Source organism: Saccharopolyspora soli (genome assembly GCF_022678645.1).
Lineage (GTDB): Bacteria > Actinomycetota > Actinomycetes > Mycobacteriales > Pseudonocardiaceae > Saccharopolyspora > Saccharopolyspora soli.
Genome location: NZ_JALBWV010000023.1, coordinates 107,175 through 121,873 on the forward strand (window position 1 = coordinate 107,175; position 14,699 = coordinate 121,873).

A 14,699-nucleotide genomic window follows, 5' to 3' on the forward strand; every position below is an offset into this window, starting at 1 on the left:
GGCCACCGTCATGACCCGAGGCGCCGCCCAGGACCAACAGGCGAATCCGCGCCGACGCGCGTTCCACATGAACCGCCAGGGCAAGGCCGCGCACGTCTTCCTCACCCCGTGGCTGCTGGGATTCCTGCTCGTGACCGCGATCCCGCTGCTGGCCTCGCTCTACCTCGCGTTCACGAACTACAACATCCTCGACTCTCCAGAGTGGACCGGGCTGGAGAACTTCCGGCGCATGGCAGGCGACGAGCAGTTCTGGGCGTCGGTGCGGGTAACGCTCGTCTACGTGCTGGTATCCGTACCGCTCCAGCTGGCGTTCGCACTGCTGCTCGCGCTGATCCTCGACCGGGGGCTGCGCGGCCTCGCCCTCTACCGCAGCGCGTTCTACCTGCCCTCCTTGTTGGGCACGAGCGTCGCGATCGCGATCCTGTGGCGGGTGATCTTCGGCGACCAAGGGCTCATCCCGCAGGCGCTCGGATTGTTGGGCATCGATACCGGGAGCATGCTGCAGAACCCGAAGACCGCGCTGCTCACCCTGATCGTGCTGAACACGTGGACCTTCGGCTCACCGATGGTGATCTTCCTAGCGGGCCTGCGGCAGATCCCGGGCGAGCTGTACGAGGCGGCGAGGGTCGACGGCGCGAACGTCGTGCGCCAGTTCTGGCACGTGACCCTGCCGCTGCTGACGCCGATCGTGTTCTTCAACCTCATCCTGCAGACGATCGGTGCCTTCCAGACCTTCACCCAGGCCCACGTGGTCAGCGACGGCACCGGCGGCCCGGCCAACTCCACGTTGTTCTACACGCTGTACGTCTACCAGCAGGGTTTCGTCAGCTACGACATGGGCTACGCGTCGGCGCTCGCGTGGGTGCTGTTGGCCGCGATCGCCGCCATCACGGCGGTTCACTTCCTGTTGTCGAAGTACTGGGTCTTCTACGGAGACAACTGATGACCACCAACTCCGCGTCCCCGCAGGTCGTGCTCGCGAACCGCCGCCCACCGATCGCCCGTCGGCAGATCCGGTCCGTGCTCAAGCACACCGGTCTGTGCGTCTTCGTGGCGTTGATGATCTACCCGCTGGTGTGGATGGTGGTCAGCTCGCTCAAACCGGCCAACGAGATCCTCACCGACCCCGGCATCATTCCCAGCGAAGTGACCTTCGAGAACTTCAAGGAGGGTTGGTACGCGCTCAACCAGCCGTTCTCGGTGTTCTTCCTCAACTCGCTGGTGGTCACCGTCGGCTCGATCGCGGGCAACCTGTTCTCCTGCTCGCTGACCGCCTACGCGCTGGCCCGCCTGCAGTTCCGGATGCGCCGGGTGTACTTCGCGATCACGCTCGTCTCGGTCATGCTGCCGCTGCACGTGCTGGTCATCCCGCAGTACATCTTCTTCTCCCAGCTGGGCATGGTGAACACGTACTGGCCGTTGCTGATCCCGAAGTTCCTCGGCACCGACGCCTTCTTCGTCTTCCTGATGGTGCAGTTCATCCGCACGCTCCCCCGCGAGTTGGACCAAGCCGCGTGGATCGACGGCGCTGGCCCGTTCCGCACGTTCTGGCACGTGATCCTCCCGCTGATGCACCCGGCCCTGGTGACGACCACGATCTTCACGTTCATCTGGACGTGGAACGACTTCTTCGTGCCGCTGATCTACCTGACCCGGCCCGAGGTCTACACGGTGCCGGTAGCGTTGAGCTCGATGGTCGACTCCGACAGCGGCCAAGGTGGCGTCGGCATGCTCTTCGCGATGTCGCTGCTGTCGCTGGTGCCAGTCCTGATCTTCTTCACGGTCGCGCAGAAGTACCTGATCCGCGGCATCGCCACAACGGGGTTGAAATGATCGTCGTAGTCGTGGGCGACCACTCGCCCGAGCCGCTGCGCGCCGCAGCTCCCGGAGCCGAACTGCGCTTCGTCACCGACCTCGCGGACGCAGCCGATGTGTGGCACTCGATGGATGCGGTGATCGGGCGGGTGCCACCGCAGGTTCTCGCCCAGGCCCCGAGACTGCGCTGGGTGCACAGTCCTGCCGCTGGCGTCGACGCGGATCTGACCAACGAGATGCTGGCGAGCCAGGTGGTGCTCACCTCGTCAGCTGGTAACGGCGCCGTCCCGTTGGCGGAACACGCCATGATGCTGATGCTGATGCTCAACCGCGACGCGACCCGGTGGCTGCGGGCGCAGGCCGACGCCAGGTGGGATCGCTTCGTGCACGGCGAACTGGCTGGCCGCACTGTTGGTATCTACGGCCTCGGCAACTCCGGACTCGATCTCGCAGCCAAAGCGAAAGCGTTCCACATGCGGGTCCTCGGCCTCCGGCGCCGCGCCGACCTGGTCGCGCCACAGGTCGACCGGGTGTACGGCCCTGAAGCGTTCGCGGAGTTCCTGGCCGCGTCGGATTTCGTCGTAGTGACCGCGCCTTTCACGCAACAGACGGCCGGGGGCTTCGATGCGGAGGCGTTCGCCGCGATGAAGCCGACGGCGTTCTTCATCTGCATCTCGCGCGGCGGCATCGCGGTCGAGGACGCGCTGTTGGACGCCCTGCGCCGTGGCGACATCGCTGGCGCGGGCCTCGACGCGCACGAAGTCGAACCCTTGCCCTCGGACAGCCCCTTCTGGCACCTGCCGAATGTCATCATCACACCGCACAACGCCGCCACCACTCGGGAGACAGCGCGGCGCGGTGCGGAGATCGCGGCAGACAACCTGCGGCGGTTCGTCGCCGGAGAGCCCCTTCGCAACGTGGTCGACAAGGCGGCCGGTTACTGAGCGCAGCTCGGATGGCCAGTACACTTGTCTTACCAAGGAAGGGTACTGCCGTGACCAATGACGTGAGCCTCGAACTCGGCCCGGCCTCGCTCACCGAGGCCCTGTACGAGTCTGTCCGCAAGCGGATCGTGAACGGCGAAATCCCGCAAGGAACCAAGCTGACCGAGATGCGGCTGGCCACCGAGTACAAAGTGGCCCGCCCCACCGCGAAAGCAGTCCTGGAGCGCCTGACCGCACTCGGCCTGCTCCGGCGCACCGCCCACAAGACGGCAGTCGTCCCGACCCTCGACCAGAGCGAGATCCGCGACCTGTTCTTCAGCCGCGCGACGATCGAACGCGCGGCGGTATCCTCGCTCGCCCGCACCGGCGAAGTGCCCGCCCAGGCCAAACGCGCCCAGACCGCGATCGAATACGCCACCCGCGACCGATTGTTCGAGGATCAGGTAGAGGCGGACATCGCCTTCCACTCGGCGCTGGTGGCCGCGGTAGGCAGCCGTCGCCTGTCCCGCATGCACGAACTGATCCTGGGCGAAGTGCACCTGACGATGGGCCAGTACAAGGCGCACCGCACGGTGAACCCGACGAGCGTGGCCAAAGAGCACGCGGCAATCCTCCGAGCGATCGAAGCCGGAGACCCCGAGAAAGCCGCCAAACACCTCGACCACCACCTGGGCCAAGCCGAAAAACGACTCATGAAGCTCTTCGAGTCCAAGGACTGACCCCTGCCCCGTGATTCTCTCCTGAGCGACCCGAGCGGGGGTACGTTCTGGGCCGTTCGGTGACTTCTTCGGTTGCTTCCAGGCGCGTAGAAATTTGTTCATGGATTCCTCACGCGGTCGCACATCCGCAGGGCACAGTCGTCGCGCGTTCCTCTCCGCCTCCGCCGGGATCGCCGGTGCCGTCGCGTTGTCCGGCACCGCCCAGGCCGCTGACCTGCGTCCCACCGCGAACGGGCAGCTGCCGCCCGGTAAGCCGATCGCAGCACAGCGGCCGGATGCGCAGCTGCGCGCGTTGCTCGCCGAGATCGACGAGCAACGCATCGAGGACGTGGTGCGCAAGCTGGCGAGCTTCGGGACCCGGCACACGCTGTCCAGTCAGGACGATCCGCAGCGGGGCATCGGCGCTGCCCGCGACTGGCTTCACGCGGAGATGCAGTCCTACGCCGAGCAGTCGCAGGGGCGGATGACCGTCGAGCTGCAGTCCTACGACCAGGAGCCAGCCGACCGGATCCCGGTCACGACGCGGATCACCAACGTGGTGGCCACGATTCGCGGCACCGCCCAACCCGAGCGCGTGCACGTGGTCAGCGGGCACTACGACTCGCGGGCCTCCGACGTGATGGACGCGGTCAGCGACGCCCCTGGGGCCGACGACGACGCCTCGGGTGTGGCGGTCGTGCTGGAGCTCGCCCGGCTGCTGTCCAGCACCCCGCTGGAGTCCACCGTCGTGCTCGCGGCGGTGGCCGCTGAGGAACAGGGCCTCTACGGCGCGCAGCACATGGCCGAGCAGTTCGCCGCCGCAGGCGCGGACGTGCGGGCGATGTTCACCGACGACATCGTGGGGTCCAGCCGGGCTGACGATGGTACCGAGGACCCGCGGACGATCCGGCTGTTCGCCGAGGGCGTGCCCACCGCGGAAACACCCGAGCAAGGGGAGATCCGGCGGTCCGTCGGCGGGGAGAACGACTCGCCTTCCCGACAGCTGGCCAGGTTTGTCACCGACGTGGCCGCAGGCGACGCCACCGGGATGCAGGTGCGCGTCATCTACCGCCGGGACCGGTTCCTGCGCGGCGGCGACCACATCCCGTTCCTCGAAAAGGGTTACCCGGCAGCGCGTTTCACCGAGCCGAACGAAGACTTCCGGCACCAGCACCAAGACGTCCGCGAAGAGGACGGCGTCCGCTACGGGGACTTGCCGGAGTTCTGCGATTTCGGTTTCATCGCCCGGGTCGCCAAGGTGAACCTGGCCGCGATCTGGTCGCTGGCCCAGGGACCAGGCGCGCCGACCGATGTCGCGGTGCGCACCTCGCAGCTCACCAACGACACGGAACTGGTGTGGGAGCGCGGGCCGGAACCGGACCTGGCCGGGTATGAAGTGGTGTGGCGCGAGACCACCGCCCCGGACTGGACGCACAGCATCGACGTCGGCGACACCACGACGGCGATCGTCGACCTGTCCAAGGACAATGTCTTCTTCGGCGTCCGCGCCATCGACGCCGACGGCCACCGCAGCCCGGTGGCCTTCCCCGTCCCACTACGAGACTGACACCGGTAGGCGCACCACGTCGGTATGGTCACGCTGCCGCATGGTCCACACAGTGATGGATGGAGTTCGTATGAAGCTACCGGCCTTTCTGCGGCGGCTTGCGGCGCGATCCGGAGCGACCTCCAGGAGGCGTTCCGCCCAGGTGCTGCGCTTCGTCGCGATCGCTGTCTTCGCCGGTGCCGGAGCATACCTGTCGCTGTTCTCGGAATCCGACGCGCTCTCGACGGAGACCCGAATCGTATTGGGAGTCGTCGCGGCGTTGGTCGTCGGACTGTTGACCTCGATCCAGGTCGTGCTGTCGTTGGAGGCCCGCGGCACCGCCATGAACGCCTCGTCGCGGCGGCCGACGCTGAACCAACTACCCAGAGATTTGCTGGACTTCACCGGCCGAAGCCACGAGGTGGGTTTGCTATCCCGCACTCTCGTTCGGGCACCGAAAAGCGGGAAAGCTGTGCTGGTGACCGCCATCTCAGGGCAGGGCGGCATCGGGAAGACCGCGCTGGCGATACATGTCGCCCATCAAGTGGCGTATTCGTTTCCCGATGGTCAGATCTACGTCAATCTCCGCGGGCCGGAAGCCGAAGCGCTCGACCCGTACGAAGTGCTGGGGGCACTGCTGCGCGAGCTGGGTGTGGCCCCGGATGCCGTGCCGATCTCACTCGACGACAGGTCACGTCTGTTCCGCTCGATCCTCGGTCGACGCCACATACTCATCCTGCTGGACAACGCCCAGTCCGAGGCCCAGGTGCAGCCGTTGCTTCCCGGCGAGTCAACAAGCGTCGTGCTCATCACGAGTCGGGCGCGGCTGGCCGCAGTCGACGGAATCACCAGGCTGCGCCTGGACGTCATGGCGCAAGACGAATCCATCGAGCTGCTGCGCGAGATCGTGGGCCGGGAGCGCATCGACCGTGAAGCGGATGCGACCAAGAAGCTGGTTGAGCTGGCATCGTACCTCCCGCTCGCGATCAGGATCCTTGGGGCACGGTTGGCGGCCAACACGCACTGGTCGGTGCACGAGTTGGTGCAGCGTTTGTTGAAGCAGCAGACCTTGCTGCCGGAGCTGTCCAACGGAAAACGCGCCATCCGGTCGACGCTGGAGATCAGTTACGTCGCGCTTTCAGAGCAGGCGAGCCTGTTGTTCGCGTCGCTCGGGGCGCTCAATATCAAAACCTTTCCTGACTGGATCTTCGAGTTGCTCGACACCGATGAGCTGCACGCGACCCGCACGAGTCACGGCGAACTGCTGGAGCAGGAGTTGGCCGAATTCCTCGGGCCGGACCCGATCGGCAGCAGCCGCTACGGATACCACGACCTGCTTCGCGAGTTCTCCCAGGAAAAGCTGGCAGCACGTCCCGACAGCGCGGCGGTGACCGCCGCGACGTTGGAGAAGGTCGGCGGCGCATACGCCGCCACCGCTCGGGCCGCCGACTCGTGGATCCGGCACGGCGCTCCTCGGCACAACATCTTTCCGGCGCTGCGGCTGCCCGACGATCAACAGCCGTCGGCCGTTGCGTTGGACTCCACCGCGAAGGCGACGCTTTGGTGCGAGACGGAACTCCCGAGTTTGCTCCTGATCACCAACCAGATGCTGCTCGACGGACATCTGGAGCACGTCACCACACTGGCATTCTCGCTCAGCGCCTTCTGCGAGGAACGCTCGTACTGGCGGGAGTGGGAGTCGCTCGCCAAGTGCGGGATGTCCGCCGCTTCCGCACTCGACGACGCCGCCGCACACAGCCTGTTCCTGTTCCAACTCGGCCGGGTCCACCACCTCCTGGGCGCGTGGTCGGACTCGATGTCGGAGTTCGAACAAGCTCATGCGCTCGCCAACCAACACGGACTTCGGTCGATCGAGGCGGCATGCCTCTGCGCGATTGGAAAGGTCCATCAGCTCGGCACTCACGACGCGACAATCCCGTTCTTCGAACAGGCACGCGCCATCTACGCCGAGATCTCGGACGACCACGCGTGGGCGTACGTGACCGCGAACCTCGCGGACATCTACCACCTGAAATTGGAATCCCACCGGTCACTGCGGGAATTCGACCTGTGCATGCCGATCTTCCGGCGCCACGGGGACGACTGGTGGGAGGCGAATGCCGGCATCTGGATCGGGGACGTACACCGAGATCTTGAAGACTACGCGACAGCTATTGCTCAACTGGATGCCAGCCTGGCGACGATGAGACGCCTTGGTGACCAACGGCGGGCAGCCGTCGCACTGGTGCACCTGGCCCGCGCCCACGCCGACTCCGGCGATGGCCACAGCGCCATGGGCGCGCTGGGCACGGCGATACCCGTACTGGATCGAGTCTCGGACCGGTGGTGGAAGGCGATGGCGATGATCGAGATGGGCAAGGCGCAATGGCTCCTGCGAAAACCCGCCGAGGCACTGGCGTCCTGGAACCAAGCGCTTTCCGTTGTCAAGGAACGGAAGAATTCGAACATCTTGAACGATCTGATGCCACGCGTGGAGGCCGCCAAGTCCGCGCTAGGTCATTCCCACGGGAAGCGCGGAAGCTGAACGCGTTCCTCGACCACGAAGTCCAGGTCCGGAATGGACGTGGGCTGCCGGAAGTACGCCGCGGTCTTCAACAGTTCCACCTGGGGCTGGATGGCCTCGGCAGCATGCATCAGGCTTCGGCCGCTCTCGATGGCATCCTCGACGAGCAGAACCTTGTCGGAGGGGCGCAGACCGCTGGCCGACGCGACGATCTCCGGCGTCTTCCGCTGGGCGTCTGAGTACCGGACGCCGATGCTGCCCAAGCGTGACACCCGCAAAGCGCTGGCCAGCAGGCGGGCCGGGACGAAACCGCCACGGGAAACGGCCACGATGTGGTCAAACCCGATGTCGGTCGCTTTGACGGTGTCAGCGAGTGCCGAGGTGAGCGTCTCGACGTCGCACCACGAGAGTTGTTGCACGGTCAGCCGTCCTTCCGATACATCGGTCAACAGGCGAACCTCGCCGATCGGCTCAGGCGAGATCGCGGGCACCCCGCGACCAGACCTCGCCGACCGAGCAGAAGTTGTCGGAATGCGGATCCTGCCGCAGGGCACTCATGTGAGCATAGTCAATCTCCCCGCGTGAACTCAGTTCGACCCATGTCTTGCGGGAAGCCATGGTATGCGGAATGGGCGTGCCGACCGTACCAAGGCAATCTTGGCACTTGGTAAGTGGCTCATCGCGGTTCAAAAATTCACTCAGCCGAATCTCCAGCGTGCTCCGCGGTTCGATGGGACAGGAAGGATCCTGGTGCCGCCCGATGGCGGATGGTGCCGACGGCGGGCAGAGGTAGACATACCCGTCCTGGACGACGTGACAGCTATTCGCATGGGCCATCTGGCACGTCTCGAAGACTTGTAGCGTCTCGGCGGTTCCCAACGGCCGAATCGGCCGGCTCGCCCGGAAGGCGAAGAAGCGTGCGACCAGCAGGGCGGTGCCGACGTTGGCGCATTCGGCGGCGAGCTCCCGAAGCGTCGTGTTCAGTACCGCGGCCCCGGGATACACCGACACTTGCAACTCATCGATGTCAGCGAGCCACGGAGTCGGCACCTTCCCGAGTCTCGTACCGTTGGTGTCAACACGGAGGATCGAAGTTGGCATCGCCGATCTGAGTGCCCCTATCAACTCATCCAACCGTGGATGGAGCAACGGTTCGCCGCCGACGACCCGCACATAGGTGGGCTCGATAACTTCTGCCAGCCCGGAGAAGTCCCGGTCGACTGCTGCTACGTCGGCAAAGCTGACCTCTGATACCGGACTTGAGTGATTGCATCCGACGCACATCAGATTGCAATGGGTAACGGCGGCCACTTCCAGTGCACGAAGACGCAACATAGCACCCCGTCCTACCGAAGTAAGTTGTTCTGGACCGATTTCCTGGCGCCCGGTGGAACCTAGTATGGCAGGTGCTGACCGCGCTTGCGACCCGTTCTCCCAGCTCCGATTCTTCAATGTGCGATTACTACTTTCTCGGAGCAGTCCACGGTCTCCGCAGTGGACAAACATGATGACCGCCGCACGGGCGAAGCTGTGGATCAGCTCCCAAGGTGGTGCTGGTTCCTTGAGCCCCTTTTTCGGCGCCGCTTGGAATACGAGGTGCGTGAAGAGATCCGACTTGCCAGGCACCACCTTGAGCGCTCGTGATCCCGCTCTGTCAGCGCGCCTTCAGTTGGCGAAACCGCCCTTGGGAGCGATGATTTCGAGGTTCGTCCCGTCCGGGTCGTTGAAATAGGCGACCCTGGTTCCGAGCGCCGCGTCGGGCGTTACTTCGCCAGCGACGAATGTGTAGTCGTCACCGAGGAAGTCGTAGCCCGCGTCCTTCATGCGGACGTGCACAGCATCGAAGTCTTCGTCATCGATGTGCAGGCACAGGTGCATCGAACCGGGGCGGTTGGCCGCGCCACGAGTTGGTTCGCCGGTGGGGTCCTGGAACTGGATGAGGTCGATGCCGATGTTCTCCAGGTTGATGGTCGCGTAGCGCAGGCGCGCGTTGGACAGTCCCTGCGCGTGTCCGAACGCCACGCTGTCGGCCGTCTCACCTGCGACGACCGGCTCGACTCCGGTCAATGCGCGGTAGAACGCGATCGAGGCGTCGAGGTCGGACACCGAGATGCCGACGTGCGCTGCTTTCGTGAGCCCGATAGTGGTTGTGGTGTCCATGGATATTCCCTTCTTGTCTGGGGCGAACTGCAGGAACTTCCTGTTCAAGCCGATCTCCGCCATTTCGACGCGATGGCGGAAGCTTTGACTCGTCCTCGTGGGACCCGGATCAGCTGTTCGGAACTGGTGCGTCGGCGGCGATGATGTTCTGGCCGCGCAGGGATTTCCAGAAGGCGGGCGGGACGTTCTCGGCGAGGGCGCCGAGGTCTTCGGCGATGCGGCTGGGGCGGGTCGCGCCGGGGATGACCGCGGCGACGGCCGGGTGGGCCAGCACGAACTGGAGGGCGGCGGACTTGATGCCGATGCCGTGGTCCTGCGCCGCCTTCTTGATGCGGCTGACCTTCTCGACGATCTCGGCGGGCGCTTCGGCGTATTCGAAGTGGCTGCCACCAGCGAGGATGCCGGAACTGTAGGGGCCGCCGACGACGAGGTCGACGTCCTGGCCGACAGCTGCGGGCAGCAGCCGCTGGAGTGCGCGCTCGTGGTCGAGGAGGGTGTAACGGCCCGCCAGCAGGAACGCGTCCGGATGCGGCTCGTCCAGGTCCAGCGTCATCTCCAGCGGCTCGACCTTGTTCACCCCCAGGCCCCAGGCTTTGATGACGCCTTCATCCCGCAGCCGGGTCAGCGCGCGGAAGGCGCCGGTACGAGCGCTGTCGTAGACGCCGACCCAGTCGTCGCCGTAGAAGTCCTGGGCGACGTCGTGGACCCAGACGATGTCGAGCCGGTCCGTCTTGAGCCGCTTGAGGCTGTCCTCAATGGACCGCAGGGTGGCATCCGCGCTGTAGTCGTTGACGATCTTGTTGGGGCGACCGTGCTCGAACAGGGCGCCCTTCTCGCCCAGCGCCCGGCTCGCGGGATCCTCGGTCTCGTCGAGGATTATCCGACCGACCTTGGTCGACAGGACGAACTCGTCGCGTGGCTGCTGAGCCAGGACGTCACCGAGTCGGATCTCCGCGAGGCCAGCGCCGTACAGCGGTGCCGTGTCGAAGTAGCGGATGCCCTGGTCCCAGGCGGCCTGCACGGTGGCGGCCGCCTCATCTTCGGGAATGGCGCGGAACATGTTGCCCAACGGGGCGGTGCCGAAGCCGATGCGGCCCCGCAGCAGTGATTTGATGCTCATGGCGAAAACCTCGGTCAGATGCTCGTGGCTGTTGGGCCGACGGCCAGTCGACGCTCTCTGGATCGGTTGACTGGCCCGGCAATCCGTTGTTTCAGAGGGTCGCGGCAGCAGCCGTGGCGAACCCGTGGTCCTGCTCGGGAGCACCACCTCCCACACCGACGGCACCGATGAGGCGACCGTCTCGGTGGACGGGGACTCCACCGGCGATGAACAACAGGGGGCGTTCGAGCGCCGTGGGGAGGCTGTGGAACGGGCCGTCGGGCTTGACCAGATCGACCAGGTCAGCGGTCGGGGCATCCAACTGGAGCGCGGTATAAGCCTTGCGGGTGCTGGTCTCACCAGAAATGAGGACCGCCCGGTCGTCACGGCGGAACGCGAGCAGATTCCCTCCGGCGTCGAGCACGGTGACGCTGACCGGTACCTCGGCGGCATCGGCAGCGTGCTGGGCAGCTGCGATGAGGACCTCAGCGTCCTGAATGGTCAGCTGGGCGGTGGTGGTTTTCATCAGGGATTCCTCCTTCAATGATTCCTTCATCGACAGGGACCGTTGCGACGAGCGGTGCCGCCTCGATGTCGTTGGAAGTCAGCGGTGGATCGGCTCAGCGTGCTGCTCGCCGTAGGCCGAGCCTTGTTCGACGGGGGCACGCGGCGCGGCGCGGCGCTCCAGGGCGCTGGAGATCACGGCGAAGACGAGGGCTGAGGCGGCCAGGGCGGCGCCAACCCAGTTGGGCGCGGTATAGCCCAAGCCAGCGGCGATGACGATGCCGCCAAGCCAAGCCGCCAGGGCATTGCCGAGGTTGAAGGCACCGATGTTCGCGGCGGACGCCAACGTGGGAGCACCGTGCGCCTGGTCCAGCACGCGTTTCTGCAGCGGCGGTACGGTGGCGAAACCGAGGGCTCCGACCAGGAAAACCGCCACGGCTGCGGTCCCCTTGTTGTGCGCGCCCACGGTGAAGAGCGCGAGCACGACGGCAAGGCTGCCCAGTGCGGTGTAAAGCATCGGCATGAGCTTGCGGTCGGCGAACTTCCCACCGGTCAGATTGCCGACGACCATGCCGAGGCCGAACAGGACCAGCAGCCAGGTGACCGAGGAATCCGCGTAGCCAGCGACCTCGGTCATCATCGGCGCGATGTAGGTGATGGCCGCGAAAACACCGCCGAACCCGAGCACCGTCATCGTCATGGCGAGCAGGACCTGGACGTTCTTGAACGCGGACAGCTCGTGGCGCAGGCGCACCCCCTCGGGTTTGGGCATGTCGGGGACGAGCCTGGCGATACCGGCGAGGCCGACGACACCGAGCGCGGCCACGATGAAGAAGGTGGTGCGCCAGCCCGCGCTCTGGCCGACGAAGGTGCCCAGCGGCACACCGACGACGTTGGAAGCGGTCAGACCGGTGAACATCATCGAGATCGCGCCCGCCTTCTTCTCCGGTGCGACGAGCTCAGCGGCGACCACCGAGCCGATACCGAAGAACGCGCCGTGGGTGAGCGAGGCGACAACGCGGCCGATGAGCATGACGGCGAACATCGGGGCGATCGCGGAGATGACGTTGCCGACGATGAACAGGCCCATCAGGAGCATGAGCATGTTCTTGCGGGAAATCTTGGTCCCCACGACGGTCATGATCGGGGCACCGAGCATGACGCCGAGGGCGTAACCGGTGACCAGCAGGCCAGCGGTGGGCACTGAGACACCGAAGTCAGCCGCGACATCGGGCAGCAACCCCATGATCACGAACTCCGTGGTGCCGATACCGAAGGCCCCGATGGCCAGGGCCAGGAGCGCGAGAGGCATTTGGAGCGACCTTCCGTAGGCGGCTTGCACTAGCACCTTACGGGCATCGACAATAATTGCACACGCCGTCTATCGGCAAGTGCCGGATGATGTTGCATGCGCCATACGGTACGGCGCTGCGCGCGCCGAGCAGGCGGACGGAATCGTTCAAGAAATACTTCGCGATCCACCCGCTGACCACACTTGCTCGCTGGTCAGGCTCCTAGCGCCTCGACGAGGGGTTTGAGTTCGGGCAGCTCGGCAGCCTCGGCCAGCGCCTCGTTGATCACCCGATCATGGGTGGGCCGACTGGATTCGAGCAGGGCGCGCCCCTGCGGCGTCAATTCGGTGTAGATGCCGCGCCGGTCGGTCGGACACAGGTAGCGCTGCAGCAGGTCGCGGTCCTCAAGCCGGTTGACGAGCCTGGTGGTGGCGGACTGGCTCAGTACGACGGCGTTGGCGAGTTGGTGCATGCGCAGGTGGAAACCGTCCTGCCGGGAAAGGACGTCCAGCACGGTGTACTCGGAGACCGACAGGCCGTGTTCGGCGGACAGCACCCGTTCCAGTTCCGCCTCGATCCGGGCGTGCAGTGCGGCGAGCGTGCGCCAGCCCTGGGCACGCGCCGCAAAGGCGTCGTCCTTGAGTGACACGACTCACCACTTCCTCTTCCGCGCAACAGTTGTCCGCGCTTGCTACGTGTTAATACTACGCACGGACGCCCGCGTCCTTTAGCTCTGCGCGCGCTTGCGGTGTCGGCCTTCGCCATCGGACCTGCACCTGATCCACTTGCACCCGCAGCACGACACCGCGGTGGCCCAAATTATCCACAGTGGACTGAAAGGTGTGCGGACGCGCAGGGCGATCCGGGTCCAGCTGTGATTCGGCGGCTATTGGTCGGCGGTCTCCCGGGCGCGCAGCGCCAGCTCGTCGTCGCCCTGGGCGCGAGTTTCCCCGCTCCGCTTGGCTTGTCGGCGGCGCCGTGCAACAAGAGCCACCACGACGACGCACAGGGCGATTACGAGCAGCAGTACCCAGGAGTTGACCCAGGCGTGTGTCGTGGTCTCGATGACGGGGAGCGGGGCTATCGAGCCAGACGCGTCAGCGAGCAGCGGGACGAGGGCGACCGTACCGGTCAGTCGCAGCGCGGGAGTCACTGCGCGGACCGGCACCGAGACCTTCCAGGTTTCGCCCGGCAGCAGCGGCGGCGAGTCGTCGATCTGTTCCGCAGGGACGCGCCAGAGCCCGAACGGGCCGGAGATCGACGCTGTTTGCCGAGCCGTGAGGATGGCGTTGCCGGTGTTGTGGACCGTGTACGTGAAGGTGGCGTCGCCCGTCCCGATCGGGTTGGGCGTGCCCGAGTAGTGCACCTGCGGGTCTTCGACCGACAGGTTCGGCTTGAGTTCTCCCCCTACCCGCAGGCGGATCCGGATGCCGACACGTTGCTCGGTGCCCGCATTCCCATCGCCGGGCCGCGTCAGCGAGGTGACGATGCCGCCCATGTGGTCGCCGGGCGTGGCGTTGTCCGGCAGGGCGACGGTGAACGGCACCTCGACGGATTGGCCGGGCTGGATCGTGACGTGGTCGCGGTCGGTGTGGACCCATGCACCCACGCCGGTCGAAGTCGCGTCCTTTCTGACGAGATCGAGTTGGCCCGCGTCGGTGGTGAACGCGTCGGCGGTGTAGACGGCCAGGTCGAGCGGCGTGGTGCCGTGGTTGACGACCACCAGGCCGTCCGCCAGCTGCCCGCCCGGGTCGAGGGTGTAGCTGTAGTTGTTCCGGTCGGACCCGAATTCGTTGGCGGCCGTCCGCACCTCCCAGGGCACGTCGTCTTGGGCTGCCGCAACGGATCCGGCGCCCGCTGCGACGAGGCTGACCGCAGCCAGCAGCACAACGACAACGACGTGGACGGGGGTTCCGGCTGTGGTCGGACGCGGTCTGAACGGGTGCATCTCTCGTAATCCTCGAACTGTCGGGACAGGATGGAAGACATGCGGTGGGGGGGGGGGCCCCCCCCCCCCCCCCCCCCCCCCGGGGGGCCCCCGGGGGGTTGGGGGGGGGGGGCCCCCCCCGGGGGGGCCCCCAACCCCCCCCCACCCCGACCCCCATGGGCGAACCCCC

Annotated in this window: 14 protein-coding genes; 6 read left to right on the forward strand and 8 right to left on the reverse strand. The window is 66.0% G+C overall.

Going from position 1 to position 14,699, the window contains the following annotated elements:
- Positions 1-10: 10 nt before the first annotated feature.
- The 6 genes from MOQ72_RS19215 to MOQ72_RS19240 all read left to right on the forward strand — a co-directional run bounded on the left by MOQ72_RS19215 (position 11) and on the right by MOQ72_RS19240 (position 7,548).
- A complete protein-coding gene (locus MOQ72_RS19215; RefSeq protein ID WP_242185215.1) occupies positions 11-943 on the forward strand; it encodes a carbohydrate ABC transporter permease in 933 nt (310 codons plus the stop codon).
- Positions 943-1,833: a carbohydrate ABC transporter permease gene (locus MOQ72_RS19220; protein WP_242185216.1), complete on the forward strand. Its 891-nt coding sequence runs from the start codon at positions 943-945 to the stop codon at positions 1,831-1,833. Before MOQ72_RS19215 ends, MOQ72_RS19220 begins: the two co-directional genes overlap by 1 nt.
- Positions 1,830-2,759, forward strand: a complete 930-nt coding sequence (locus tag MOQ72_RS19225) for a D-2-hydroxyacid dehydrogenase (RefSeq protein WP_242185217.1) — start codon at positions 1,830-1,832, stop codon at positions 2,757-2,759. Before MOQ72_RS19220 ends, MOQ72_RS19225 begins: the two co-directional genes overlap by 4 nt.
- A 50-nt stretch (positions 2,760-2,809) precedes the next feature.
- On the forward strand, positions 2,810-3,478 hold the full coding sequence (locus MOQ72_RS19230; protein ID WP_242185218.1) for a GntR family transcriptional regulator: 669 nt from the start codon (positions 2,810-2,812) through the stop codon (positions 3,476-3,478).
- Between the two features lie 100 nt (positions 3,479-3,578).
- On the forward strand, positions 3,579-5,024 hold the full coding sequence (locus tag MOQ72_RS19235) for a M20/M25/M40 family metallo-hydrolase (RefSeq protein ID WP_242185219.1): 1,446 nt from the start codon (positions 3,579-3,581) through the stop codon (positions 5,022-5,024).
- 142 nt (positions 5,025-5,166) lie between these two features.
- Positions 5,167-7,548 carry an ATP-binding protein gene (locus MOQ72_RS19240; protein ID WP_242185221.1) on the forward strand — a complete coding sequence of 794 codons (2,382 nt, stop codon included), beginning with the start codon at positions 5,167-5,169 and terminating at the stop codon, positions 7,546-7,548.
- Here the strand turns inward: MOQ72_RS19240 and MOQ72_RS19245 are convergent.
- From MOQ72_RS19245 to MOQ72_RS19280, 8 genes are all read right to left on the reverse strand, one after another.
- Positions 7,521-7,976, reverse strand: coding sequence for a phosphoribosyltransferase (locus tag MOQ72_RS19245; protein WP_242185222.1), 456 nt, complete (start codon positions 7,974-7,976; stop codon positions 7,521-7,523). The genes MOQ72_RS19240 and MOQ72_RS19245 overlap by 28 nt on opposite strands.
- Before the next feature lie 22 nt (positions 7,977-7,998).
- Complete coding sequence (locus tag MOQ72_RS19250) at positions 7,999-8,862, reverse strand: radical SAM family protein (RefSeq protein WP_242185224.1); 864 nt, start codon at positions 8,860-8,862, stop codon at positions 7,999-8,001.
- Positions 8,863-9,192: 330 nt separating this feature from the next.
- The gene (locus MOQ72_RS19255; protein ID WP_242185225.1) at positions 9,193-9,735 is read right to left on the reverse strand and encodes a VOC family protein; all 543 of its coding nucleotides are present in this window, start codon (positions 9,733-9,735) and stop codon (positions 9,193-9,195) included.
- Positions 9,736-9,796: 61 nt separating this feature from the next.
- Complete coding sequence (locus tag MOQ72_RS19260) at positions 9,797-10,807, reverse strand: aldo/keto reductase (protein WP_242185226.1); 1,011 nt, start codon at positions 10,805-10,807, stop codon at positions 9,797-9,799.
- A 91-nt stretch (positions 10,808-10,898) separates the two neighbouring features.
- On the reverse strand, positions 10,899-11,312 hold the full coding sequence (locus MOQ72_RS19265) for a GlcG/HbpS family heme-binding protein (RefSeq protein WP_242185227.1): 414 nt from the start codon (positions 11,310-11,312) through the stop codon (positions 10,899-10,901).
- Positions 11,313-11,390: 78 nt separating this feature from the next.
- Positions 11,391-12,602, reverse strand: a complete 1,212-nt coding sequence (locus MOQ72_RS19270; protein ID WP_242185228.1) for an MFS transporter — start codon at positions 12,600-12,602, stop codon at positions 11,391-11,393.
- Positions 12,603-12,796: 194 nt separating this feature from the next.
- Entirely contained in the window at positions 12,797-13,231 is a 435-nt protein-coding gene (locus MOQ72_RS19275; protein WP_242185229.1) for a MarR family winged helix-turn-helix transcriptional regulator, read from the reverse strand.
- Positions 13,232-13,468: 237 nt separating this feature from the next.
- Positions 13,469-14,530 (reverse strand): WxL protein peptidoglycan domain-containing protein, encoded by a 1,062-nt coding sequence (locus MOQ72_RS19280; RefSeq protein WP_242185230.1) that lies wholly within the window; start codon positions 14,528-14,530, stop codon positions 13,469-13,471.
- Between the last annotated feature and the right edge of the window lie 169 nt (positions 14,531-14,699).

Coding starts and splice junctions, on each gene's coding strand:
- MOQ72_RS19280 (WP_242185230.1), bottom strand. CDS start 14,530: ATGCACCCGTTCAGACCGCGTCCGACCACAGCCGGAACCCCCGTCCAC.
- MOQ72_RS19220 (WP_242185216.1), top strand. CDS start 943: ATGACCACCAACTCCGCGTCCCCGCAGGTCGTGCTCGCGAACCGCCGC.
- MOQ72_RS19225 (WP_242185217.1), top strand. CDS start 1,830: ATGATCGTCGTAGTCGTGGGCGACCACTCGCCCGAGCCGCTGCGCGCC.
- MOQ72_RS19235 (WP_242185219.1), top strand. CDS start 3,579: ATGGATTCCTCACGCGGTCGCACATCCGCAGGGCACAGTCGTCGCGCG.
- MOQ72_RS19265 (WP_242185227.1), bottom strand. CDS start 11,312: ATGAAAACCACCACCGCCCAGCTGACCATTCAGGACGCTGAGGTCCTC.
- MOQ72_RS19260 (WP_242185226.1), bottom strand. CDS start 10,807: ATGAGCATCAAATCACTGCTGCGGGGCCGCATCGGCTTCGGCACCGCC.
- MOQ72_RS19215 (WP_242185215.1), top strand. CDS start 11: ATGACCCGAGGCGCCGCCCAGGACCAACAGGCGAATCCGCGCCGACGC.
- MOQ72_RS19270 (WP_242185228.1), bottom strand. CDS start 12,602: ATGCCTCTCGCGCTCCTGGCCCTGGCCATCGGGGCCTTCGGTATCGGC.
- MOQ72_RS19250 (WP_242185224.1), bottom strand. CDS start 8,862: ATGTTGCGTCTTCGTGCACTGGAAGTGGCCGCCGTTACCCATTGCAAT.